Source organism: Paenibacillus sp. N3/727 (genome assembly GCF_022637315.1).
GTDB lineage: Bacteria > Bacillota > Bacilli > Paenibacillales > Paenibacillaceae > Paenibacillus_AQ > Paenibacillus_AQ uliginis.
In genome coordinates, this window is record NZ_CP093336.1 from 4,197,281 (window position 1) to 4,220,424 (window position 23,144).

Here is a 23,144-nt window from a genome sequence, read left to right on the forward strand (position 1 = left end):
ATCGGTTTAATGGTGAAATGGCAAGAAATATTTTCTAGACTTAAGTCTATTATAAGTTATGATCGCGATCCCTGCTGCACAGGCAGATATTGTTCAAGAAAATTTAACGCATTATCCGACATCCATCCTTGCACCAGCTGTTCAGGGTAATGCTTTAACAATGTATTTACCCAATCCTGGTATTTACCAGGGCTCTCTAGCCCTTCAACCCATTGCTCTATTCCATCAAAATCAGACCCGAACATCATGTGATGCTCTCCTCCAAGTGAACAAATTCGTTCAACATGGGGCAGCAAATCCTCCGGTTTGACCGTAGGAGTGTCACGCCGGATAAACCAGGGGACAAATGTCAGTCCAATTCGGCCATCCATCGCAATAAGTGCGCGAATTTGTTCATCACTCAAGTTACGTGGATGCGGGCAGACCCCATAGGCGTTGGAGTGGGAAGCAATCAGCGGACGGGAAACAAGCTCAGCCAGCTCCCAAAACCCTGCTACAGATAAATGGGATACGTCTAAGATGATCCCAAGTTCATTACACAATTGAACCATCTCTCTCCCTTTATCTGTCAGACCGCCTCCACGTTTCTCCATCACGCCATCAGCGGCCCAGTTGGCATGATTCCAAGTCAATCCCATCAATCTTACCCCAAGCTCGTAACAGAGGCGGACATAGAACAGATTACCCTCCAGCCCGTCCACTCCCTCAAGAGAAAGAAGCCCCCAACGTTTACTTCCACTTCGTACTTCTCTTATCTGATCACGCCATTTCAACCATTCCAGTTTTCCCGTCCCATTCAGTTTGGCGCGAAAGATATCAATTTGTGCCATCACGCGTTCAAACGATGGGCGTCCGTATTGTTCTGACAAAAACACAGCAAATACCTGCAGCGCCACATCGCCTTCTTCCATTGACTTCAGCGTCACATCCAAATCCGGACTATTGTCAAAAGAAGCCTTAGGATTTTCCCACAGCTTGCTCAGTGCGTCACAGTGAAAATCTACAATCTTCATGTACACTATCCCCTCTCTTCTAACCCATAGCAAAAAGCCTGTTTACTTTGATAGGTAAACAGGCTCACCCTCAACATTCCATCATTATCTAGGTTCTACGATCAACTTAATCGCTGTTCGGTCTTCGCCATCAATCACAATATCCGTAAAAGCAGGGATGCAGATCAAGTCCACCCCGCTTGGTGCCACAAATCCCCGGGCAATCGCTACGGCTTTAACAGCCTGGTTCAGTGCTCCCGCCCCAATTGCCTGAAGCTCGGCTCCGCCGCGTTCTCGAAGAACTCCAGCCAGCGCACCTGCAACTGAGTTCGGATTGGATTTTGCTGAAACTTTTAATACTTCCATGGTAAGTACCTCCCCTGGGAATGTTGAGTGATGGTTTGCTTCCGTTTATTAGATGTTATTCGTGAGTGGGGAAAAGATTCCTTCTTTTTACCAAACGTTCCTTATTTACTCTTAAACCGTTGCACACTCTTTTAATCCATTCTCCATTCATCTTCATACATCCGAATTTTTTCGATTTTCTTCGCTTTGCCAGTCGTATCGTCAAGCTGCACATAAACCGCATGGAAGTGCCATTTCCCTTCATCCACTTGAAAACGTGCGGGAAGCTGGGTCTTAAATTTATAAAGAACTGCATCACGCTGCATCCCCAGTACCCCTTCTTTGGACCCAACCATGCCCGTATCTGTCAGATATGCCGTTCCGTTCGGCAAAATTGTATCGTCGTTGCTCTGCACATGTGTATGTGTACCCACGACGATCGACGCTCGTCCATCCATATGCCAACCCATCGCGATCTTCTCTGATGTGGCTTCCGCGTGAAAATCAACCAGAATATGTTTATGCTTTATCCGAAGCTCATCCACAATTTCGTCTGCCGCCCGGAATGGGCAATCTATCGCAGGGAGAAATGTCCGGCCCATCAGATTGACGATAGCGAGCTCCTTGCCATTCGCCTTAATCACCGTATGACCACGCCCTGGTGTTCCTGGAGGAAAGTTAGCAGGCCTTACCATCCGGGATTCATGATCTATAAATTCAAAAATGTCACGATTATCCCATGTGTGATTCCCCATTGTAATCCCATGAATACCCCAGTTGAAAAATTCATTGGCGATTGCGGATGTTATTCCCCGCCCCGATGCTGCGTTCTCGCCGTTTGCTATAATGATATGCGGATTATATTTGGACTTCAATTCTGGCAAGGAAGTTTTAAGAGCCTTACGGCCAGTGCTGCCAACAATATCGCCTATGAATAAAACGTTGATGCCAATCAACTCCTCTAATCGTAAAAATTTCGGTATGAAAGATAAAAAGTGGCCGGGAAGCGGCCACTTTTTTATCTGGAACTTTATTTCGCGTAATCAACCGCTCGAGTTTCACGGATAACGGTAACCTTGATATGACCAGGGTAATCCAGTTCATTCTCAATCGTCTTCGTAATGTCACGTGCCAAGCGGAAAGCTTCAGCATCATCGATCTTATCAGGTTGTACCATGACACGGACTTCACGTCCGGCTTGAATGGCATATGATTTCTCAACACCCTCAAACGATTCGGTGATAGCTTCCAATTTCTCGAGACGCTTAATGTAAGTCTCCAGTGTTTCTCTCCGTGCTCCCGGTCTTGCCGCAGACAATGCGTCAGCCGCACCAACTAGCATAGCAATAACGGAGGTCGCTTCGCAGTCGCCATGGTGGGAAGCAATGCTGTTGATAACCACCGGATGTTCTTTGTACTTCTTCGCCAGCTCCACGCCGATTTCAACGTGCGACCCTTCCACTTCGTGATCCAGCGCTTTACCGATGTCATGCAACAGCCCGGCACGTTTCGCCAATGTGATGTCTTCGCCAAGCTCTCCAGCCATAAGACCGGTCAAGTAAGCTACTTCCATGGAATGCTTCAGCACGTTTTGTCCATAGCTTGTACGGAATTTCAAGCGGCCCAGAATCTTGATCAGGTCCGGATGCAAACCATGCACGCCAACCTCAAAGGTTGCCTGCTCTCCATATTCGCGGATCCGTTCGTCCACTTCCTTGCGGGATTTCTCTACCATCTCTTCGATACGAGCCGGATGAATCCGACCGTCTGCCACCAATTTCTCCAAAGCTGTGCGAGCAATTTCACGGCGAATCGGATCGAAGCCCGATAGTATAACCGCTTCCGGTGTATCATCGATAATGAGGTCAATCCCTGTAAGGGTTTCAAGTGCACGGATGTTACGACCTTCACGGCCGATAATCCGGCCCTTCATTTCTTCGTTCGGCAGTGTCACGACGGAAACCGTAGTTTCCGCTACATGATCAGCTGCACAGCGTTGGATGGCAAGCGTAATAATTTCACGCGACTTCTTGTCTGCCTCTTCCTTAGCCTGCTGCTCAAGTTCTTTGATCATCTGCGCGGTTTCGTGGCGAACTTCCTGCTCTACGTTGCTCAAAATGATGCTTCTGGCATCTTCCATGGTCAGATTGGAAATTCGTTCCAATTCCGTCACCTGGTTTTTGTAAATCAAATCAATCTGCTGCTGGGTTTCTTCAATTCGTTTCTCTTTGTTCGCCACTTGTTCTTCTTTACGTTCCAAAGATTCCAATTTTTTATCCAGCGATTCTTCCTTTTGCAACAATCTGCGTTCCTGTCGTTGAATTTCATTCCGACGTTCGCGAGTGTCTTTTTCAGCCTCGGCCCGAATTTTGTGGACTTCATCCTTAGCTTCGAGTACCGTTTCTTTCTTCAGCGCTTCCGCTTCCTTCTTTGCGTTCTCAACGATCTGAATGGCGGCATGTTCTGCGCTAGAAATTTTAGCTTCTGCAAGGGATTTGCGAATAAAATAACCGAACCCAAAGAATATAGCGGCTACAACGAGAACGATTATGATCCAGATCCAGGTTTCCATCTGTTCACCTCCTCGTTGGTTCCTCCAAGGCATTCCTTGGGAAATGTTCAATTGTCATGTCACTCTAGCTTCATTCATACATAAAATTCCGGCAGCTTATTCTGCCGTCAACATTGCGTATGGTGTAACATACGCATAGCCCGCCGATACCGGCAGATTACATTTCACTATGAATTGGCGAATCATGAATCGAATCTTTCATAAAAGTAACTTTTTTGGAAGGAAAAAGGCACCTATAAATGATAAAGATTCATTTTCATTTTAGTATTTAAGAAAAGAAATTGTCAAGGGAAAGCACTTGATTAATGACCATGATCATCCAAAAACAGCACTTTAGAGTCCTAATAAGCAATATTTGTCAATTAAACACTTCAGGCTCTTCAAGATACTCTTCCGCTTCACGGTCCTCTGCAATCAGTTTGTTAATAACTTTGCGTACCTGTTCGCCCGTAAAACCCCGGCGCATCAAGAAAGCTCCCGTCTTACGCTTGCGCTCCAGGGCATCTCCTTTGATCTGGTACCATTTCTTCTGTCCCACAGTATAAGCGCTCTGGAATTCATCCTCTTCGCTCACCTCATTCAAAGCATCGGCAATGAGTTCAGTTTGTATCCCTTTCTGACGAAGTTCCTGCCTGACCCACATCCGCCCTTTCTTTTGCCTTGTGATCCGCTGCTCTGCCCACTGTTTGGCATATAATTCATCATCAACTAAACGTTCCTGCTGGAGTCGAATAATCGTTTTCTCTATACCGTCAGCTGTCATTCCCTTCAGGTTAAGACGCTGCGTAATCTCCTGAGCCGTTCGAGGTTTCCGTTCCAAAAATCGCAGTGCTTCAACATAAGCCTGCTGCCGCTCATCTGCAACAACGATCTCCTCCAGCTCTTCCTTCCGGAATATACTCCCCTTCATCATCCGGTATTTGATCATGACATCTTCATGTACCGACATGCTGTATCTACCAAAGGTAATTAGATAGCGGTGCTTGGGCTTCCGCAGCATTTCCACAGAGGTGATCATCAAATCCTCACCATTCGGAAAATGAGAGACACCATTCAATTCTTCTTGTGGTACTGGCTGGTGATTGTATTCTTCTTCCATCATTTCCCTCCTACTCTTCCGTAGTAAACAAGTAGAAACGCTTGCCGCCCGCACTATACAGACGGCAAAACGTTTCTACTTGAAATACAAAATTCTTAAAACAAATAGATTCATATACTCAAGAAGACCGCTCGGTGATGTATTAACACCGGCGGTCTTTCAGACACCGCAAATATACGGTGAACTATTCTGCTTTAAACAATTCTTGCTCTTCCTGCTCTTCCTTCGCTTTATCGCTTTCACTAGGAACAGGCACATTGGTAGTCAGGTTGCTTGACTCCCGGATTTTATTCTCAATAACATCTGCGATTTCCGGATGTTCCTTCAGGAATTGCTTCGCATTTTCACGACCTTGGCCCAAACGCTCGCCTGTAAAGGAATACCATGCACCGCTCTTATCTACAATATCAAGTTCTGTACCGATATCAATCAGGCTTCCTTCTTTCGAAATACCTTCACCATACATAATATCGATCTCAGCCTGCTTAAACGGAGGAGCAACTTTATTCTTTACAACTTTAACACGTGTGCGGTTACCCACAATGTCATTGCCCATTTTGATGCTCTCAATACGACGGACATCAAGACGAACTGTAGAATAGAACTTCAATGCACGGCCGCCCGGAGTCGTTTCCGGATTACCGAACATTACACCGACTTTCTCACGAAGCTGGTTGATGAACACCGCAATTGTCTTCGATTTGCTGATCGCTCCAGACAATTTACGAAGAGCCTGCGACATCAGACGGGCTTGCAGACCCACGTGAGAGTCACCCATGTCACCCTCGATCTCCGCTTTCGGAACGAGTGCCGCTACGGAGTCAATAACAATAATGTCAACAGCACCACTGCGAACAAGTGCTTCAGCGATTTCAAGAGCTTGTTCTCCCGTATCCGGCTGGGACAACAAAAGCTCGTCAATGTTGACACCTAATTTGTTGGCGTATGACGGGTCCAAAGCATGCTCGGCATCGATAAATGCAGCTTGTCCACCCGCTTTTTGAACTTCAGCTATAGCATGAAGTGCCACTGTTGTCTTACCAGATGATTCCGGCCCATAGACTTCAATGATCCGACCTTTAGGCAGACCGCCTGTTCCTAATGCTATATCCAATGCCAACGATCCGCTTGGCACAATTTCCACTTGCATGTGGGTTGATTCACCCAACTTCATAATTGAACCTTTACCGAACTGTTTCTCTATCTGACGAAGCGCCATATCCAGCGCAGCACGACGATCTGACAATTCTTCCACAACCCTTCAACTGTTGATAGTAATATAATACCTTGTTTTTACACGTTTGCCAAGCCTTTTTTCGAACATACATTCGTTTTTTTTGTTGGACGCTCCCTCCCTCGGCTTCAACCGCGGCAGCTCCTAAAACAGCAAAAACCGCGGCCACATCATCTGATATGCCACGGTTCTTCCGTATACCAATTATACTTCCAGTAAACTTATGATTCAAGTCTGTTGTTAATTTTTTACTGGAACTCTACTGCCGTAAGTCTGCGCCATAAACGATATAATAGTGCCTTGGTCGCGCGGATGCGCACCATCTCTCTGTTTCCTTTTAAGTGAAGCTCATGAACTTCTGTCTTCTTGCCCCGTTCAGACAATCCGATATACACAAGCCCTACTGGCTTGCGCTCGGCATGCCCTGGACCTGCGACACCTGTCACCGACAAACCGAAGTCACTGTCTGTCACCATCCGGATCTGCTCGGCAAGAACCTCAGCAACTTCAGGTGAAACAGCACCCGGAGCATCTTCGCCATCAAGCAGTTGTTGCGGCACATTGATCAGCTTATGCTTGATCTGGTTCGTATAGCAGACGATTCCGCCAAGCAGCATCGTCGCGCTGCCAGGAATGGATGTGAGGGTCTCCATAACAAGACCGCCCGTACAGCTTTCCGCAGCGCTGAGTGTCCAGCCCCGATCAGCCATCATATCAACAATTACTTGTTCAATCGGAACATCTTCACTCGCATACATATGTTCAGGCACGATGCTTCTTATCTGTTCTTCAAGCTCATTCAGCTTCTTCATAGCTTCTCCCTCGCTGGGAGCCTTTGTAGAAATTCGAACCGTCACTTCTCCTTCTTTTGCATATAGCGCTATAGTTGGATCGGTCTGGGCACTGATCAAATCCGAAAGACGGTCATCTAGCGCAGATTCGCCGATCCCCGCAAATTTAAGCATTTTGGAGTAGAGTGGTAACTCATTCGTAAGTACATGTTGCATGAGCCATGGCATGGCCTGCTGCTCAAACATGGGCACCAGCTCTCTCGGTGGTCCCGGAAGTACGATATAATGAGTTCCTTCATGCGTAACGGCATTACCAACGGCAAGTCCAGTTTCATTCGGTAGCGGAGTTCCCCCATCAATAGCCAGTGCCTGACGCTTGTTGTTCTCTGTCATTTCCTTACCACGGTCCATGAAAAATCGGTCAATGCTATCCATGGCCATCCGGTCAATATGTAGAGAAGTACCAATGAATTCCGCCAAGGCATCCTTCGTAATATCATCCTGTGTCGGTCCAAGGCCTCCTGTCAGTACGATAATATCGGCACGGCTACAGGAAAGCTTCAACGTTTCTTTTATGCGCTCTATGTTGTCACCAACAACGGTCTGGTAGTACACATCAATCCCCATACCCGCCAATTGTTTGGATAAGTATTGTGCATTTGTATTAACAATTTGGCCGAGCAGCAATTCGGTCCCGACCGCAACAATTTCAGCTTTCATACCACGACAACCTCCTGATTATATCTCTCTATTGATTTTATTACCCCTATCCTGATCTATGTGAAAATGGAAGAAAAAAGCAATAGGATTTCTCCTATTGCTATTATGCCCCAGTACCCCTGAGAAGGTGTTTGTTTTTCACAAAATATTCTGCACCGGAATAGATCGTGATCAATGCTGCCGCCCAAATTGCAATCTGATCAAACGGAATTCCAAAGAACACAAACGGAAAGTTGTTAATCATCAGAGCCACAATAGCCACGATCTGAATCACCGTCTTTAACTTACCCGAGTTCCCTGCGGCTACAACAGCTCCGTCAAGAAGGGCAATTTGACGCAATCCGGTCACAGCAAATTCACGGCTGATAATCACGACCACGATCCAGGACTCCACCTTTCCCATCTCAACCAATGAGATGAGCACAGCAGCAACAAGCAGTTTATCTGCCAGCGGATCCAAAAGTTTGCCAAGATTGGTTACCATATTGTTCTTACGCGCCAGGTAACCATCAATTCCATCCGTGCTGGCCGCCAGTATAAAGATCAGCCCAGCGATGAGTTGGTTGTATGGTAGCTTAAAACCGTTCCATACGATCGGATCCGGGTAAAAACCGAAGTCCACCAGCAAAAAAATCATCATTATGGGTATTAGGCAAATCCGGGCCAACGTTATGCGATTCGGTAAATTCATGAAGCAACCTCCCTATATTGGGGTTGAGAGTTTCTAATCTAATTTTATGTACAAAATGTTAAGCGGATAACATTACTTGCATTTATCCACCAATAATCTTCTCCGAACTCCTGTAATATCGATTTTCAGTATAATATTAAGGCTGGTCCATGTCAAAAAAAAGAAAAACCTCCTCCTCGCATACGAAGGGAGGCCTAGGCTTATTTCAGGTTAGTGAACTGCAGGTCCAGCGAAAGGTCCGCTTTGCGGAGCAGCTGCATAACCGCCTGAAGATCGTTCTTGCTTTTGCCTGTAACTCGAATCTGGTCTCCCTGTATCTGGCTCTTTACCTTCAGCTTCGAATCACGGATCAGGATGTTGATCTTTTTCGAATTCTCCTGATCGATGCCCTGCTTGAGCGAGAGACGCTGTCTGACGGTACCGAGTGAGGCAGGCTCAATTTTGCCGTAATCCACATTCTTCAGGGATAATCCCCGTTTCACCATTTTGGATTGTAAAATATCGATAACCGCATTCAACTTGTATTCGTCCTCAGATGCGATGACAAGCGCGTCTTTATCGAGCTTCAGGCTGCTTTTGCTGTCTTTAAAGTCGAAGCGGGTCTCGATCTCACGCTCCGCCTGGTTGATCGCGTTACTCAATTCCTGCATGTCCATCTTGGACACGATATCAAATGAACTTTCAGAACTCATGGTTATTCCTTCCTTTCGAACTATATGTCCATTCTATTATAGGGTATAACTGAGGTGGAAGTCTAATCCACCGTACTGCAATTGATGCAAAAAGACCTCGTCTTCACCTTAAGGAGAAAACGAAGCCTGTGCCCACTAATTGCTCCCGCCTCTGCTTTTTGCAGGTTGACGGAACATATCAAGAACACCCAGGATAATATGGGCAAGCCCGAAACCGAGAATACCGTACCCCCAATTATGTGGAATTAGATAATAACCTAAAAGGCTTACAATCATTCCCAGTCCAATTACAATCCAACTGGCTGTCACCCTGTCCCCACCTCCTCAGGAATGTGAAAATAGCAGTATGCGAATTCCGCATACCGCTATTAATTTCTCCCGAGAAAGGAAAGACTATTCTCCTTCTGTTTCGGTGCTATCACTGCCGGTCGCGCTCGAATCGATCGGTTCAAACCTCAGACGTGAAGATGATTTTCCGTCTGTTACCGTCTGCCCCCCGACCGTAATAGCCGTTGCCGGGGAATATCCTGACTTAACGTACATGCCCTGGCTATCGATATCAAAGCTTACCTCGTTTCCTGCTTCCATCATACCAAACGATAATTTTTCACCCTGCGAGTTGTATCCACGGTAAACCTCAACCCAGCTTTTTCCTGTGGCCTTAATTTCAACTTTTACGGGTGTTCCAGCTGGTGCAGCTACTTTAAAGACGGTGATATTGCCTTCTTTGCGATCTTCTGTAATAGTCACTTGACCCGGTTGCTCTTCGGCCGGTTTTTCTTCAGGCTCCGTTTCTTCCCCGCCTGTTTCAGTTCCTGGATCGGTTACATTTCCTTCATCAGTACCACCCTCGCCCTGAGCGCCTCCAGGACTCGGTGTAGGAGTCTGTTCTCCCCCACCTTGGTCAGTCGGATCCTTCTGTGTTGTCGGCGGAATTCCGTTATCCGGTGCGGGATCATTGGACTTAACCGCATATAGATAAATAACAGCGATAATCAATATAGGAAACGTCCACATTAATACTGTTGGAAGCCAGCTGATATTCCGATCGGAAGACGCCCGTGCGGCGCGCTTCTGAATAACTGGCTCCATTGTTGCTTCCGGCTGCGGCTTGGGCACATCTTGTTTGTGGCCCTCGAGCAGTTCATCCGGATTTAAACCTACCGCTTCCGCATAGGTTTTGATGAATGCCCGAACATAAAAGCTGCCTGGGAGAACTTTATAGTCCCCTGCCTCGATGGCTTCTAAGTATCGCTTGCGTATTTTTGTCATTTCTTGCACATCATCAAGGCTCATCCCTTTTTGAAGACGTGCCTCCCTCAATTGTTGTCCCAAATCGGACATGCCATCACCTCCTCTTGGAATTTCTGCGGTCATTTACAGATCGTCACTGTATGAACCGGTGAATGTATCATAAACGATTTCTTCACCCGGATTGTTTCGCAATTCAATCAAAATATCAAAATCATCATAAGAATATTCCGATTCCCGCACAAAAATATCGGGATGCTCAATCACTTTGGTGCTCTCCATCGACATAATGTCCTGAAGAAGCTGGTAGTGCTTCTCGTTGGAACGAATGGTGCTTACGATTCCGTCAATAATAAACACATTGGAGGAATTCATTTCATCCTCGGACAGCTGACTGCGAATCGTTTGTCTTAGCAGCGTCGAGGAAACAAACGTCCACCGTTTCATCGCACATACGCTGCCGGCGATAATCGATTCTGTCTTGCCAACGCGCGGCATTCCCCGAAGACCAATAACCTGATTTCCTTCCCTTTTGAACAATTCACCTAAAAAATCAACAAGTAAACCAAGCTCGTCACGGGTAAAGCGAAAAGTTTTATGATCGTCAGAGTCGCGATTGATGTAACGGCCATGACGGACAGCCAAAATATCAACCAGTTTAGGCGGTCTTAAAGCCGTCACCGTTATATTTTCGACTTTATTTAACATTTTACCCATTAATACAATTTTCTCTTCATCATCTGTTTCGAGCAGCATACCTCTCGTCTGACCTTCAACACCGTTGATCGTCAGAATGTTCACTTCCATCATACCGAGCATAGAAGCAATATCACCGAGCAAACCTGGACGGTTCTTATGTATCTTATACTCCATATACCATTGTTTAGATTCCACAAAGACACCTCATCGAACTTCTATTCCATCAACCTTCGACATTACTTACCAATTATGGACATGCCGAAAAAAGTTTTAAAAAATGGGTCACGTTAATGATATATAAAATGAAAATGAAAGGCAAGGCCAACTCTGTAACTTTCGAATAAAAAGCCCCCTGTTTTAGGGGGCTGCTCCAACTATGCGTTGCTTTTAGCCAGTTTAACCATGAGACGGGCAATCGTGCGACGCTCTTCCTCATTACCTACATCCCAGAGCTCTTTAAGAGCACGGTTGGAAGAGTTTTGAGGATCGACTTTCTCATCAAGGAAATCGCCAATTTCAAAAGCAAGCTGGGAAATGGTATCTTCATTCATTCCCGCTTTCTCGGCTTGAACGATACGCTCACCAAGGAACTTTTTCCATGAATCAAAATTTTTGAGTACGGATGACATGATTAAATCCTCCTCTGCTTGTTGGCAATTGAGATTTAAAATGAACAATAATAATATGTCCCCGTACTCCCCCCGCTATGAGTGGAGAAATGCACCATCATGATTATACAACCGTCTCAGGTCACCCATCCGCCGTTTGGACTGATGACCTGGCCCGTGATGTAACCGGACTCCGGCAAAGCCAAAAAGTAAACAAGCGAAGAGATTTCATCCGGCTGCGCAAGGCGTCCAGCCGGAATTTCTTCCTCCAGCATACGAATTTCATCTGCCTCCAAATGACCGAGCATGGACGTATCCACCGCACCCGGAGCAACCGCATTGACCGTCACACCGGAAGGAGCCAGTTCCTTAGCCAGCGCTTTTGTGAACGCGTTAAGTCCTCCCTTGCTCGTGGAATATAACACCTCACATGAAGCACCGGAAAGTCCCCATACTGAAGATACATTGATGATCCGCCCGAATCGCTGCGAAACCATCCTTCCCATAAAGGCTTGTGTGCATAAGAATGCACCTTTCAAATTGACTGACATGACTGTATCCCATTCTTCTTCTGTCACATCCGACAGAAGGCCATAATGTGAAATCCCCGCGTTGTTGACCAAGATATCAGGCTCCATGCCATGACTCTGCAGCTTCTCTTGCATCCGCAAAATCTGTTCCTTATCCTTCAGATCTGCAGAAACTGTCAATACCTTCGATCCATGGCTCATACAGCGGCGTGCAACCTCGTTAGCGGCTTCATGAGAACTCATGTAGTGAATAATGATATTCATGCCAACAGCGGCAAATCGCTCAGCTATCGCCGCTCCAATGCCTCTGCTGGCCCCTGTAATCAATACCGTCATTTCCCCAATCGGTTTCTGAACCTCTCCCTTAAGATCGTTCATTCCGGACTTACAACAAGGGAAACAGAAAGCTGATTCCAGTCAACATGTTCCTGCAATCTGCGGTTAACATCCTCCAGTGAAATGGACTCATAAACTGGCAGAACCGAGAACAGATTGCTTCCTCTGAACTGGTACCTTGTAAATTCATGCGCGATGTTCTCTGGGGAATTAAGCATGCGCAGGTAACCGCCCATTTTCTTTTTCCGGGCCCGTTCAAAGTCAGACTGATTAAATCCATTTTCCTTCAAGCGTTCCACTTCCTCACGAATACGCTGAAGAAGCTGCTCAGGATCTTTCGTGTCACCGCCTGCAGCAGAGAAAGCGTACTGAGGCGAACTATTGAATTCATGTGAAAAATTGTCCGAAATCAAATCCTCGTCATAGAGTTTCTGATACAGTTCTGTGCTTGAGCCAAACAGCAGATCCAGCATCAGCTTTGTCGTCAGATCAAGGCGAAGCTGATCTTCACCCGTAAGGCCAATACTCTTCTCCTTAAAGCCGAACAGACATTTTGGCAAGGAAACCGCAAGCTGGCTCACTTTACGTTTCTCCGCAACTTCCAGCGGCTCCTGATCGAACAAACGCTCAATGCCCCCCTGCTTCTCGTAGTTTTTTCCAGCCTGATTGGCCTTTACCATTGAGATGGTCTCTTCCGGATTCACGCCACCGACAATAAACAGCAGCATATTACTTGGATGATAAAAGGCATTGTAACACGTGTATAGGTCTTCTTTCGTAATCGTTCCAATCGACTTGACGGTTCCCGCAATGTCAATATGCACAGGGTGCACTTTATACATCGCTTCGATCAACCCGAAATAGACGCGCCAGTCTGGATTGTCCTGATACATGTTGATTTCCTGTCCGATGATCCCTTTTTCCTTCTCCACGTTCTGGTCCGTAAAATAAGGGTTCTGAACAAAGTCAATCAGTGTTTCTAAGTTCGCCATAATGTTCTCTGTTGCAGAGAACAGATATACCGTTTGATCAAAGCTTGTAAACGCGTTCGCTGATGCTCCGTTCGACGCGAATTTAGCGAAAATGTCGCCTTCGGGCTCTTCAAACATTTTATGCTCAAGAAAATGGGCAATGCCGTCAGGAACTCTGACTTCCGACTCGCCTTCTACGCGAAAATGATTGTCTACTGAGCCGTATTTCGTGGCAAACGTTGCGTATGTTTTTTGGAATCCGGGCTTTGGCAGCACATACAGGTGCAGTCCGTTATCCAGCACTTCATAATACAACGTTTCCTGCAGGTTCTCATAATGAATGCTTTGCACCGGCTATTCCTCCTTTTGACCTTTCAGGAAATAAATCGTATCCAGCGAAAATGCAGATGCAGCGCGTGTAACGTCCCCTATGGAAATATTACCCACCTGCTCCAGAAGTTCCTCCGCAGTACGCTCCTTACCGGACAGTTGACGGTTAAAATCATAGGCAATTAACTCAAAGGCTGAATCCTGCATTTCCTTAATCACATTCCGAATCATTGCCTTGGTCTGTGTCATTTCAATGTCCGATATGACACCTGAGGCCATGTCGTCTAACTGTTTCCGGATAATATCTACCGCTTTTTCGTAATTCTGGATCTCGATACCCGATTGAATCGTCGCGATACCTTTGTGGCCGTCATAACGGGATGATGCGTAATACGCCAGACTTTCCTTCTCCCGGACATTCACAAACAGCTTGGAATGAGGGTATCCGCCCAGAATTCCGTTGTACATCAAGGCTGCTGCGTAATCTTTGTCGCTATACGTAATTTTGCTGCGCAGACCAAGATTCAGCTTACCTTGATTAATATCGAGCTTCTCGACAACCGTCTGTGGTTCGGAAGAGTCCGAACGGACAACAGAAGCCGTATATTCTGCTGTACTAGAGCGATCCATGGTAAAATGCTCTTCAACAAGCTTTTTCACTTCGTCGATGGACGTATCACCAACAACGTAAAGATCAAATACGGCTTCGTTCAGCCATTGGCGGTAGGCTGCATAAAGACTTTCCGCCGTAATACCGTCCAGGTCCTTACGCTGACCCAGAGGATGGAGCCGGTATGGCTCATTTCTGCACATAACCTCAATACAACGCTCGGCCGCATAGCGGATTTTGTCATTCACAATGCTTTCCAGCTTTTTGCGTACGGTGTCCCGCTCCGTCTGAACATAGGATGTACGAAAAACTCCGTTCTCAAGAGTTGGTGCAGTTAGAGCTTCACCCAAAAAAGCAAAAGACGATTTCAAAAGACTCTCCGGACTCTGAACAAAGGAATCGTTGATTGTGTCCATTCGAAAATGAACAATCTGGTGATCTCCGCGTTTATAAACATCAAATCCGAAACCTGCTCCATACAGTTGTTCAAGCCGCTCACGGAAGGCCCGGGTCTCCGGATAGGAAACCGTACCTCTCCGCAGCACAAACGGCGTCAGCGCCGTTGTTGTCACTGTGTTCTCATCCAGTGGACTTCCCGCATACAGCGAAATTGCGAATGTTTTGAAACGGCGGGTCGGTAGCACATGAATCCGGATACCGCCGGCCGTACCGTGTTCAAATCCCGTTTTCGTCGTCAAGGTCCAAAACTCCCTTACCACATATATTGATGGTGCACAAAGATGTAATTTAGTTCCATTCTAACCCATCACAAAGTGAAGAAGCAACCGAAGACAAACCCTCGATTGCTCCCTGCGACATTACATACAGAAAATATGCTGTCCTATAGTTTTCACTTGAGGACGGGTCCAGATCCACTCAGAAGTAGCCGTCTTCGGGTTAAAGTAATAGAGACATCCTCCCGAAGGATCCCAGCCATTCAAGGCCTGGAGAACCGCTTTTTTGGCAGTTTCGTTCGGCTCCAGCCAGATTTGTCCGTCAGCTACAGCGGTGAATGCTCGAGGTTGGAAAATAACACCTGATGGCGTGTTTGGAAAGCTCGGCGATTTGACACGGTTAAGAATAACAGCAGCAACTGCAACCTGTCCTTCAAACGGTTCACCACGGGCTTCACCATAGACGGCATTTGCCATAATTTTCAGATCATTGTCTGACAATCCCATCGGATTGGCGGAGGAAAGATTAGCATCCTCTTTCTTCTTGCCTGTGTTACCCTTATTAGCAGCCCAGTTTTCATGAAGCTTAGGCTCTGTTGGACGCCAGTTTTTCGTAGCATTGTACAACTTAAGTTTTACCTTAGGACCAACAATACCATCAACCTTCATACCGAACTCGGATTGAAACCATTTGACAGAACCTCGTGTCTTAGAGCCAAAAACACTATCAATTTTACCGTGATAAAACCCTAAATGCTTCAGTCGTCCCTGTAGCTCATATACATCCTCACCGGTGGAACCGAATTTCACAATAGCCTGGCTGAAAGTCGGCAAGGCTTCCTGCGTGAGTGGAGTACTTTCGGTTTTCGATGTGACCTTTGCCTGGGAGAAAATAGACGCCGTTATCAACACCACGACTCCGGTAAGTAGCCAAATCTTTGCGTTTTTCATGCTGCGCTCTACCTTTCTCTTGTGATTTAACAGGATCGCTAAAGTTATTATGACAAGCATGCCTGTTTCCTATGCACGACCTTCCAAGAGGAAGTAGATCTGTCACTCACACAATACAAAAAAAGAAACGGTTTGCCCCTCCCTAAGGCAAAACCCGTTTCTAAATTGTAATTAAAGTTGTACTATCACCTAATGATTCGTACGCGCAGCGTCTCACAACAGACGAAGGGGCGTCCCAGGTCAATAGACCTTTTAGGACACCCCCTGATATAGTTATGAACTGACTCGACTCTGCTGATATTGTTCCATCGACATGAGAACCTCCCGCGGCTTACTGCCCTCGTAAGGACCGATAACCCCTCTGGCTTCCATTGAGTCGATCAACCGTGCAGCACGGGTGTAGCCGACACGCATACGCCGCTGCAGCAGAGATACCGATGCCTGCTTCGCTTCCAAAATAATACTTACCGCCTGATCATACAGTTCATCCAGCACCTCATCATCGGAAGTTGAGGATTCATCTATTTCAGGAACAAGAGACTCATCATATTCCGCCTGCCCTTGATCACGGACAAAGCCTACAATATTCTCCACTTCCTGATCACTCATAAATGCGCCTTGAACTCGAACAGGCTTTGATGAACCCATTGGCATGAACAGCATATCACCGCGGCCGAGCAACTTTTCTGCTCCGGCCATATCCAGAATCGTTCTGGAATCGACCTGTGACGATACACCGAACGCGATCCGGGAAGGAATATTCGCTTTGATGACACCCGTAATGACGTCTACAGAAGGACGCTGAGTGGCAATAATCAGATGGATACCCGCCGCACGCGCCATTTGAGCGAGACGGGTTATCGCCTCCTCAACATCATGTGCTGCGACCATCATCAGGTCGGCAAGCTCGTCCACGATAACGACAATGTAAGGCAATACCGCCGACGGATTATCTTTCATCAGTGTGTTATAGCCTTCAATATTCCGTGTACCCGATTTGGAAAACAGTTCATAACGTTTTTCCATTTCAACCACGATCTTCTTGAGAGCCAGTGAAGCCCGTTTAGGATCGGTCACCACTGGAGCCATCAGATGAGGAATTCCGTTGTACACATTCAACTCGACCATTTTGGGATCGACCATTAGAAATTTCACTTCATCCGGCTTGGCTTTATACAGAATGCTTGTGATAATCCCATTAATACATACTGACTTACCGGAGCCTGTCGCACCGGCTACAAGCAGATGGGGCATTCGGGCAAGGTTCCCGACAATGGTCTGTCCAGAAATGTCACGTCCGAAAGCAATGGACAGCTTAGACTGTGCATCCTGGAACATCGGCGTCTCCATTACTTCCCGCATCGTTACTATAGACACCTCATTGTTCGGTACCTCGATACCAATTGCTGATTTGCCTGGTATCGGCGCCTCCATACGGATGTCCTTGGCTGCAAGGGCAAGCGCAATGTCATCCGTTAAACTTACAATCCGGCTGACTTTTACTCCGATATCCGGTTGAATCTCATACCGGGTTACAGATGGGCCACGCACAACCTCCAACACTTTAGCACGGACGCCGAAGCTTTCAAGAGTAGCTTCAAGCTTACGGGCTGTTTGCATGTAGTCATTCTGGTCCCCCAGCTTACCGCCGTTGTTAGGCTTGGAGAGCAAACGGAACGGAGGAAGCTTATAAGGTTTCGGTGGTGGCGGTGGCGGTGCGAGAGGAGTGCTCTCATGGCCCTCCTCTCCTTCAGAGGTATGTCCTGAAACGGGTTTCGAGGCATGTTCTGCCATTCCCGGTCCCATCTCTCCAGCGCTTTCGGGTGCACCATCCGTTGCAGTCTCTTGGAAATGTACAGAGTCCATTTCATCCGGTTCCTCTTCCTCCACTACATCTTCATGCTTAACCTGCTCGAAGAAATCCCGAATAATGGGTGAGGTCGGAGCCGGTGATTGTATACTCGCATCTCCCGGCATGTCATAATCGAATGAGTGATCTTCTACCGGATCCATGCCAGGAATGCCTGCTACTTCCATAGCAGCTGGACCGCCCTTGCCCGAAGTCATAACGCTGTCCTGAGCCGCTTGTTCTGCCTTATTCTTAGACTTAGATCCCTTGTTACCAAATAGTTGGAAGAATATTGGCGATTTTCGTCTGGACAACGACATATCAACATCATCCAGGTCATCACTATCATCATCTTCATCCTCATACACCGGAAGACTCTGCGGTTTCTTTCGTTCAGCCTTCGAAGTTGAAGCTTTAGCCTTGGTCTGGCGTCCCTGCATTTTCTTCTGTAGATGTCCACTTGCATTGACTAAGCGGGTACGGAGCATACGCATAAGATCCACATACGACAGATTTGTGATCAGCATGAAGCTAATGAACAGCATGACAATCATAATAAGACGGGCACCAATTCCGCCAAAAAACATAAGCAGGAGAGAAAACTGCAATGCACCTGCATAGCCTCCGCTAATATCCTTTCCCATTACAGGATGGTTTCCGTCCGTTTCACCATGCAAAAGCTCACCTTGTAAATCGCTATGTATCTGGGTAAGCACATTACCCGAGTTCAGTTGCCCAATCGGGGCCAGCTTCGGCTCCAATCCACTAATACTGCTCATCAAGGCCAGGGATAGGACTAGCAGAAGCACCCCGGTTCTACGGCTGTTCCAGCGCTTGGGCCATTTACGGTGAATCATCACCATTAATCCGTAATAAATTCCGATCAGGGGGATTACAAAATAGTATTTACCCAGCACGTATCCTGACATCTTAGATAAGGAGCGTCCTACCGGTGCCTCTCCGGATAAAGCAATCACCGAGAGTGTCATCAGTATTATTCCATATATTTCATACTTTAGGACTGAGGCAAATACAGCCCTTTTCTTTCGCTTGCGTTTTGCCAAAAGTGTCACCCCCGAAGCCATATTATAACATATATTCCGGTGGCGTACCTATGTTCTGTTTTCAGACTTTAGCCCTATTTTGTTCCAATGACAGGAACGAACGAAATGGTACTGCCAGGAGCATAAAGCGGATTTAAATAATCCCCAAGCTCACAACTTAGCAATCGTAATATTTTTGCCTTGTTGTCACTCAGCAGTTCGACCTGCATAAGCAGGCTACCGATTTGGAGTTCCATCGTTTGAGCTGGTTGATAAAGCTGAGTTTCTTCCATCCAGATTACTTCTTGCGGCATCACGGTGTATAGCGTCATTGGGTAATCCCTCCTGCACTAACACTTTTCCGTTCTCCAATCATCCCGTTCAATCTGGCCAAAGCCTGTCCGATTCCGCCCACTTCATTCATTAATCCGTATTTCACAGCGTCTGTACCTGCCACGGCTGTACCGATATCCCGGTTCAACTCACCCGTTTTAAACATCAAATCTTTGAATTGTTCCTCAGTGATTCTGGAATGAGATGTCACAAAACGAACGACCCGCTCCTGCATTTTCTCCATATATTCAAAAGTCTGCGGTACCCCTATAACCAGCCCGCTCATCCGTATCGGATGAATCGTCATCGTCGCACTTTCAGCGATGAAAGAATGACTCGAAGCTACTGCAATCGGTACACCGATGCTGTGACCCCCTCCAATGACAACGGTAACGGTCGGTTTCGTTAGCGAGGCAATCATCTCTGCGATAGCAAGACCTGCCTCCACATCTCCCCCAACCGTATTCAAAATAATGAGCAGTCCTTCAATCCGTGGATTTTGCTCTGCAGCAACCAATTGCGGAATGATATGCTCGTATTTGGTCGTCTTATTTTGCGGCGGCAGTACGATATGTCCTTCAATCTGACCGATTATTGTCATACAAAAAATATTGGACTCACCACCTGCGGGCACACTGGTTTGCCCTAATTGCTGGATTGTATCTATGACCGTCGGTTTTTTATTCTCTTCCGATGGGACTGCTGGAAGTTCCGTCTCTTCTCCAAATGCTGATCTTCTACCGTTAACTGAGTTGTTTTCCATATCTGCACCCTACCTTATATCATAGTCATGTTGCACTATAGTGTAGTATGGCAAACATACAGACCGGATTATGCCTTTGTAGAACATCTTCGTTACTTTTTGAGTGGTACAGGCAATATAAAAAGCCCCTTTCGAGGAAACCGTCCAATATTACCTGCGAAAGGGGCGACTGTGTGCCTGATTATTCTGTTCGTTTGTAAAAGATTAGACTTCCATAATGATCGGAAGGATCATCGGTCTGCGGCGTGTTTGCTCGTAAAGGAAGCGTCCCAACGCGTCTTTTACACTTGTTTTAAGTGAAGCCCATTCATTAACATTTTCACTCATTAGCTTCTGCAATGTACTCGAAACGATTCGGTTGCTTTCTTCCAGCAAACCTTCTGATTCACGTACATATACGAAACCGCGGGAAATAATATCTGGACCGGATACAATGGATCCGTTTTGTTTACTAAGAGTAACAACTACAACCAAAATACCATCTTGAGAAAGCAGCTTGCGGTCACGGAGCACAATGTTGCCAACATCGCCAACACCCAGTCCGTCGATCAGTACGTTACCAGCTGTCACTTTACCGGCTTTGCGTGCAGAGCCACCTTGAATCTCAACAATCTCACCCAGATCCGTAATGAAAATATTGTCAGGATCAACGCCCACGGATTCAGCAAGCAACGCATGACGGCGCTGCATACGGAATTCACCATGAACTGGGATGAAATATTTCGGTCTCATCAGGTTCAGCATAAGTTTAAGTTCTTCCTGACTTCCGTGTCCAGATACGTGAACACCGGAATTGGAACCGCTATAAATAACATCTGCACCGAGACGGAACAGTTCATCAATCGTACGTCCCACATATTTTTCGTTACCTGGTACAGGTGTTGCTGCAATAATAACGGTATCACCAGGTAAAATATCCACTTTACGATGTGTCGAACGAGCCATGCGTGTCAATGCAGACATCGGCTCGCCTTGACTGCCAGTACACAGTACAACCACACGATCGGCAGCCATCTTGTTAACTTCCTCTGGTTCAATTAGCATTCCGTCTGGAATGTGAAGATATCCCAAATCGGAAGCGATAGATACGACATTCACCATGCTTCTTCCGATAACAGTCACTTTGCGACCCGTAGATTCCGCCGCGTTCATCACCTGCTGAATCCGGTGTACGTTCGATGCAAACGTTGCTACAACAACGCGCTGATCCGCTTTGCGGAAAATATCTTCCAACACGATCCCGACGTTTTTCTCAGATGGTGTAAAACCCGGTTTCTCTGCATTCGTGCTGTCTGACAGTAGTGCCAGAACACCTTTGCTTCCGATTTCAGCCATACGCTGCAAATCGGCATACTGGTCATTGACTGGAGTATGATCGAATTTAAAGTCACCGGTATGAACTACACTACCTTCCGGTGTATCGATGCAAATACCGACAGAATCCGGAATACTGTGATTTGTTTTGAAAAAAGTAGCTTTCAACGTGCTTCCGAGCTGGATTTCTGAATCTGCATGAATCAGAATTCGCTTCGTTTCGCCCAGCAAATTCGCTTCCTTCAGCTTGTTCTCCACCAGACCCAGTGTCAGCTTTGTTCCATACACAGGAACATTCAGATGTTTCAATACGTAAGGCAATCCGCCAATATGGTCCTCGTGTCCGTGAGTCAGCAAAATGCCTCTCACTTTATCACGATTTTCAGTCAAATAGGTAATATCAGGAATAACAATATCAATTCCAAGCATGTCCTCTTCCGGGAACTTCAATCCCGCATCCACGACAACGATGTCATTGGCATACTGAATGACATACATGTTTTTCCCGATCTCACCGACGCCGCCCAGGGCGAAAATCGATAGTTTATCGTTATTTATTTTTTTAGACAAATGAATCTAACCCTCCTATAGTTTTGGACGTCCACCAATGTTATATTAAATTTCAAAAATATACCGCACCCAGTCACTTGAATTCATTATACATGAAGAAAAAGTGAAAACACAAGTCACCCACCCAGTAAGGCATAGGATACCCCTAAAAAACGGCGTTTTATAAAAGAAAAACCGCCTTCTTGTGTAAAAAAGGCGGTTTTTCGGGATTTATGGGATAAATGCATATTATTTGTCTTCGTAACTGTATGAATTACAAGTCTTCGAGCACTTTTCGGATGTATGCAGACTCGCTTTCGCTCGGGGAAATCAACGGCAGGCGGACTCCTCCTACCTTATATCCTTTCACTTCAAGAGCATATTTAACAGCTGACGGATTCGGGAGCGGATCCGGGCATTCGAACAATCCTTTATATAACGGGAAAAGCTTCTGGTGCAGTTTGGCGGCTTGTTGCACTTGACCTCGGACATAGGCATCAATCATATCCTTCATCACGGAGCCAGCTACATGACTTGCCACACTTACAACCCCGTATGCACCTACCGACATTGCGGGTAGAGCAGCGGAATCATCGCCTGAATATACGATGAAATGTTCAGGTGCCCCCGTAACAATCTGGGTTACTTGTTCCAAGGAGGCACACTCCTTGGTCGCCACAATGTTAGGTATTTCAGCAAGTCTCAGTGTTGTTGCAGTACTTAGGCTGATTCCTGTTCGCCCTGGTACATTATATAGCATGATCGGAAGCGAGGTTGATTTCGCAATAGCTTCGAAATGCCGAAACAGACCTTCCTGATTCGGTTTGTTGTAATATGGCGCCACGAGAAGAATCCCGTCGACACCGCATTGCTCAGCTTTTTGGGTTAGCTCTATGGAGTGAGCCGTGTCATTGCTTCCTGTTCCCGCGATGACTTTGCTTCTTCCAGCCGCATGCTCCATAACAAACCGGAATAACTTCAGCTTCTCATCTTCGCTTAACGTTGGGGATTCTCCTGTAGTCCCTGCAACCACAATGGAATCAGACTTCTGATCAACAATTAAATAATCGATCAGCCTTGCAGTCTCGTCCCAATTAATATCACCATTTGTATCAAAAGGGGTAACCATGGCCGTAATCAATCTTCCGAAATCCACAATGTTTCCTCCTTACCTATTTTGGCAAAGCCGAGTAATCA

The 23,144-nt window shown here is 46.5% G+C and carries 22 protein-coding genes; all 22 read right to left on the reverse strand.

Annotated features, from left to right (window positions below; all coding sequences use genetic code 11):
* Positions 1–56: 56 nt before the first annotated feature.
* Positions 57–1,013, reverse strand: coding sequence for a dipeptidase (locus MNQ98_RS19290; RefSeq protein ID WP_241929711.1), 957 nt, complete (start codon positions 1,011–1,013; stop codon positions 57–59).
* Between the two features lie 84 nt (positions 1,014–1,097).
* Positions 1,098–1,358 (reverse strand): stage V sporulation protein S, encoded by a 261-nt coding sequence (locus tag MNQ98_RS19295; protein WP_054956146.1) that lies wholly within the window; start codon positions 1,356–1,358, stop codon positions 1,098–1,100.
* Positions 1,359–1,489: 131 nt separating this feature from the next.
* The gene (locus MNQ98_RS19300; protein WP_241933978.1) at positions 1,490–2,284 is read right to left on the reverse strand and encodes a TIGR00282 family metallophosphoesterase; all 795 of its coding nucleotides are present in this window, start codon (positions 2,282–2,284) and stop codon (positions 1,490–1,492) included.
* Between the two features lie 83 nt (positions 2,285–2,367).
* On the reverse strand, positions 2,368–3,909 hold the full coding sequence (gene rny, locus MNQ98_RS19305; RefSeq protein WP_241929712.1) for a ribonuclease Y: 1,542 nt from the start codon (positions 3,907–3,909) through the stop codon (positions 2,368–2,370).
* A 358-nt stretch (positions 3,910–4,267) separates the two neighbouring features.
* Positions 4,268–5,008: a regulatory protein RecX gene (locus MNQ98_RS19310; RefSeq protein WP_241933979.1), complete on the reverse strand. Its 741-nt coding sequence runs from the start codon at positions 5,006–5,008 to the stop codon at positions 4,268–4,270.
* 184 nt (positions 5,009–5,192) lie between these two features.
* Positions 5,193–6,254: a recombinase RecA gene (recA, locus tag MNQ98_RS19315; RefSeq protein ID WP_208920194.1), complete on the reverse strand. Its 1,062-nt coding sequence runs from the start codon at positions 6,252–6,254 to the stop codon at positions 5,193–5,195.
* Between the two features lie 236 nt (positions 6,255–6,490).
* Complete coding sequence (locus MNQ98_RS19320) at positions 6,491–7,753, reverse strand: competence/damage-inducible protein A (RefSeq protein ID WP_241929713.1); 1,263 nt, start codon at positions 7,751–7,753, stop codon at positions 6,491–6,493.
* A 103-nt stretch (positions 7,754–7,856) separates the two neighbouring features.
* A complete protein-coding gene (gene pgsA, locus MNQ98_RS19325) occupies positions 7,857–8,444 on the reverse strand; it encodes a CDP-diacylglycerol--glycerol-3-phosphate 3-phosphatidyltransferase (protein ID WP_208918940.1) in 588 nt (195 codons plus the stop codon).
* 200 nt (positions 8,445–8,644) lie between these two features.
* A complete protein-coding gene (locus tag MNQ98_RS19330; RefSeq protein WP_241929714.1) occupies positions 8,645–9,136 on the reverse strand; it encodes a YajQ family cyclic di-GMP-binding protein in 492 nt (163 codons plus the stop codon).
* 135 nt (positions 9,137–9,271) lie between these two features.
* Positions 9,272–9,445, reverse strand: a complete 174-nt coding sequence (locus MNQ98_RS19335; RefSeq protein WP_241929715.1) for a hypothetical protein — start codon at positions 9,443–9,445, stop codon at positions 9,272–9,274.
* An 84-nt stretch (positions 9,446–9,529) separates the two neighbouring features.
* Positions 9,530–10,480, reverse strand: a complete 951-nt coding sequence (locus tag MNQ98_RS19340; RefSeq protein WP_241929716.1) for a helix-turn-helix domain-containing protein — start codon at positions 10,478–10,480, stop codon at positions 9,530–9,532.
* A 33-nt stretch (positions 10,481–10,513) separates the two neighbouring features.
* Entirely contained in the window at positions 10,514–11,281 is a 768-nt protein-coding gene (locus MNQ98_RS19345) for a DUF3388 domain-containing protein (RefSeq protein WP_208918932.1), read from the reverse strand.
* 179 nt (positions 11,282–11,460) lie between these two features.
* Positions 11,461–11,715 carry a DUF3243 domain-containing protein gene (locus MNQ98_RS19350; RefSeq protein ID WP_241929717.1) on the reverse strand — a complete coding sequence of 85 codons (255 nt, stop codon included), beginning with the start codon at positions 11,713–11,715 and terminating at the stop codon, positions 11,461–11,463.
* Positions 11,716–11,831: 116 nt separating this feature from the next.
* Positions 11,832–12,602 carry an elongation factor P 5-aminopentanone reductase gene (ymfI, locus tag MNQ98_RS19355; protein ID WP_241929718.1) on the reverse strand — a complete coding sequence of 257 codons (771 nt, stop codon included), beginning with the start codon at positions 12,600–12,602 and terminating at the stop codon, positions 11,832–11,834.
* Positions 12,599–13,882, reverse strand: a complete 1,284-nt coding sequence (gene yfmH / locus MNQ98_RS19360) for an EF-P 5-aminopentanol modification-associated protein YfmH (protein ID WP_241929719.1) — start codon at positions 13,880–13,882, stop codon at positions 12,599–12,601. The genes ymfI and yfmH overlap by 4 nt, the downstream gene beginning before the upstream one ends.
* Positions 13,883–13,885: 3 nt before the next feature.
* A complete protein-coding gene (gene yfmF, locus MNQ98_RS19365) occupies positions 13,886–15,169 on the reverse strand; it encodes an EF-P 5-aminopentanol modification-associated protein YfmF (RefSeq protein WP_241929720.1) in 1,284 nt (427 codons plus the stop codon).
* Positions 15,170–15,289: 120 nt separating this feature from the next.
* A complete protein-coding gene (sleB, locus tag MNQ98_RS19370; protein ID WP_241929721.1) occupies positions 15,290–16,096 on the reverse strand; it encodes a spore cortex-lytic enzyme in 807 nt (268 codons plus the stop codon).
* A 273-nt stretch (positions 16,097–16,369) separates the two neighbouring features.
* Positions 16,370–19,030 carry an FtsK/SpoIIIE family DNA translocase gene (locus tag MNQ98_RS19375; protein ID WP_241929722.1) on the reverse strand — a complete coding sequence of 887 codons (2,661 nt, stop codon included), beginning with the start codon at positions 19,028–19,030 and terminating at the stop codon, positions 16,370–16,372.
* Positions 19,031–19,083: 53 nt separating this feature from the next.
* On the reverse strand, positions 19,084–19,320 hold the full coding sequence (locus MNQ98_RS19380) for a YlzJ-like family protein (RefSeq protein ID WP_241929723.1): 237 nt from the start codon (positions 19,318–19,320) through the stop codon (positions 19,084–19,086).
* Positions 19,317–20,084 carry a ClpP family protease gene (locus MNQ98_RS19385; protein ID WP_241929724.1) on the reverse strand — a complete coding sequence of 256 codons (768 nt, stop codon included), beginning with the start codon at positions 20,082–20,084 and terminating at the stop codon, positions 19,317–19,319. Before MNQ98_RS19385 ends, MNQ98_RS19380 begins: the two co-directional genes overlap by 4 nt.
* A gap of 204 nt (positions 20,085–20,288) precedes the next feature.
* A complete protein-coding gene (locus tag MNQ98_RS19390) occupies positions 20,289–21,968 on the reverse strand; it encodes a ribonuclease J (RefSeq protein ID WP_208918908.1) in 1,680 nt (559 codons plus the stop codon).
* Between the two features lie 253 nt (positions 21,969–22,221).
* Positions 22,222–23,103 (reverse strand): 4-hydroxy-tetrahydrodipicolinate synthase, encoded by an 882-nt coding sequence (gene dapA, locus MNQ98_RS19395; RefSeq protein WP_241929725.1) that lies wholly within the window; start codon positions 23,101–23,103, stop codon positions 22,222–22,224.
* Between the last annotated feature and the right edge of the window lie 41 nt (positions 23,104–23,144).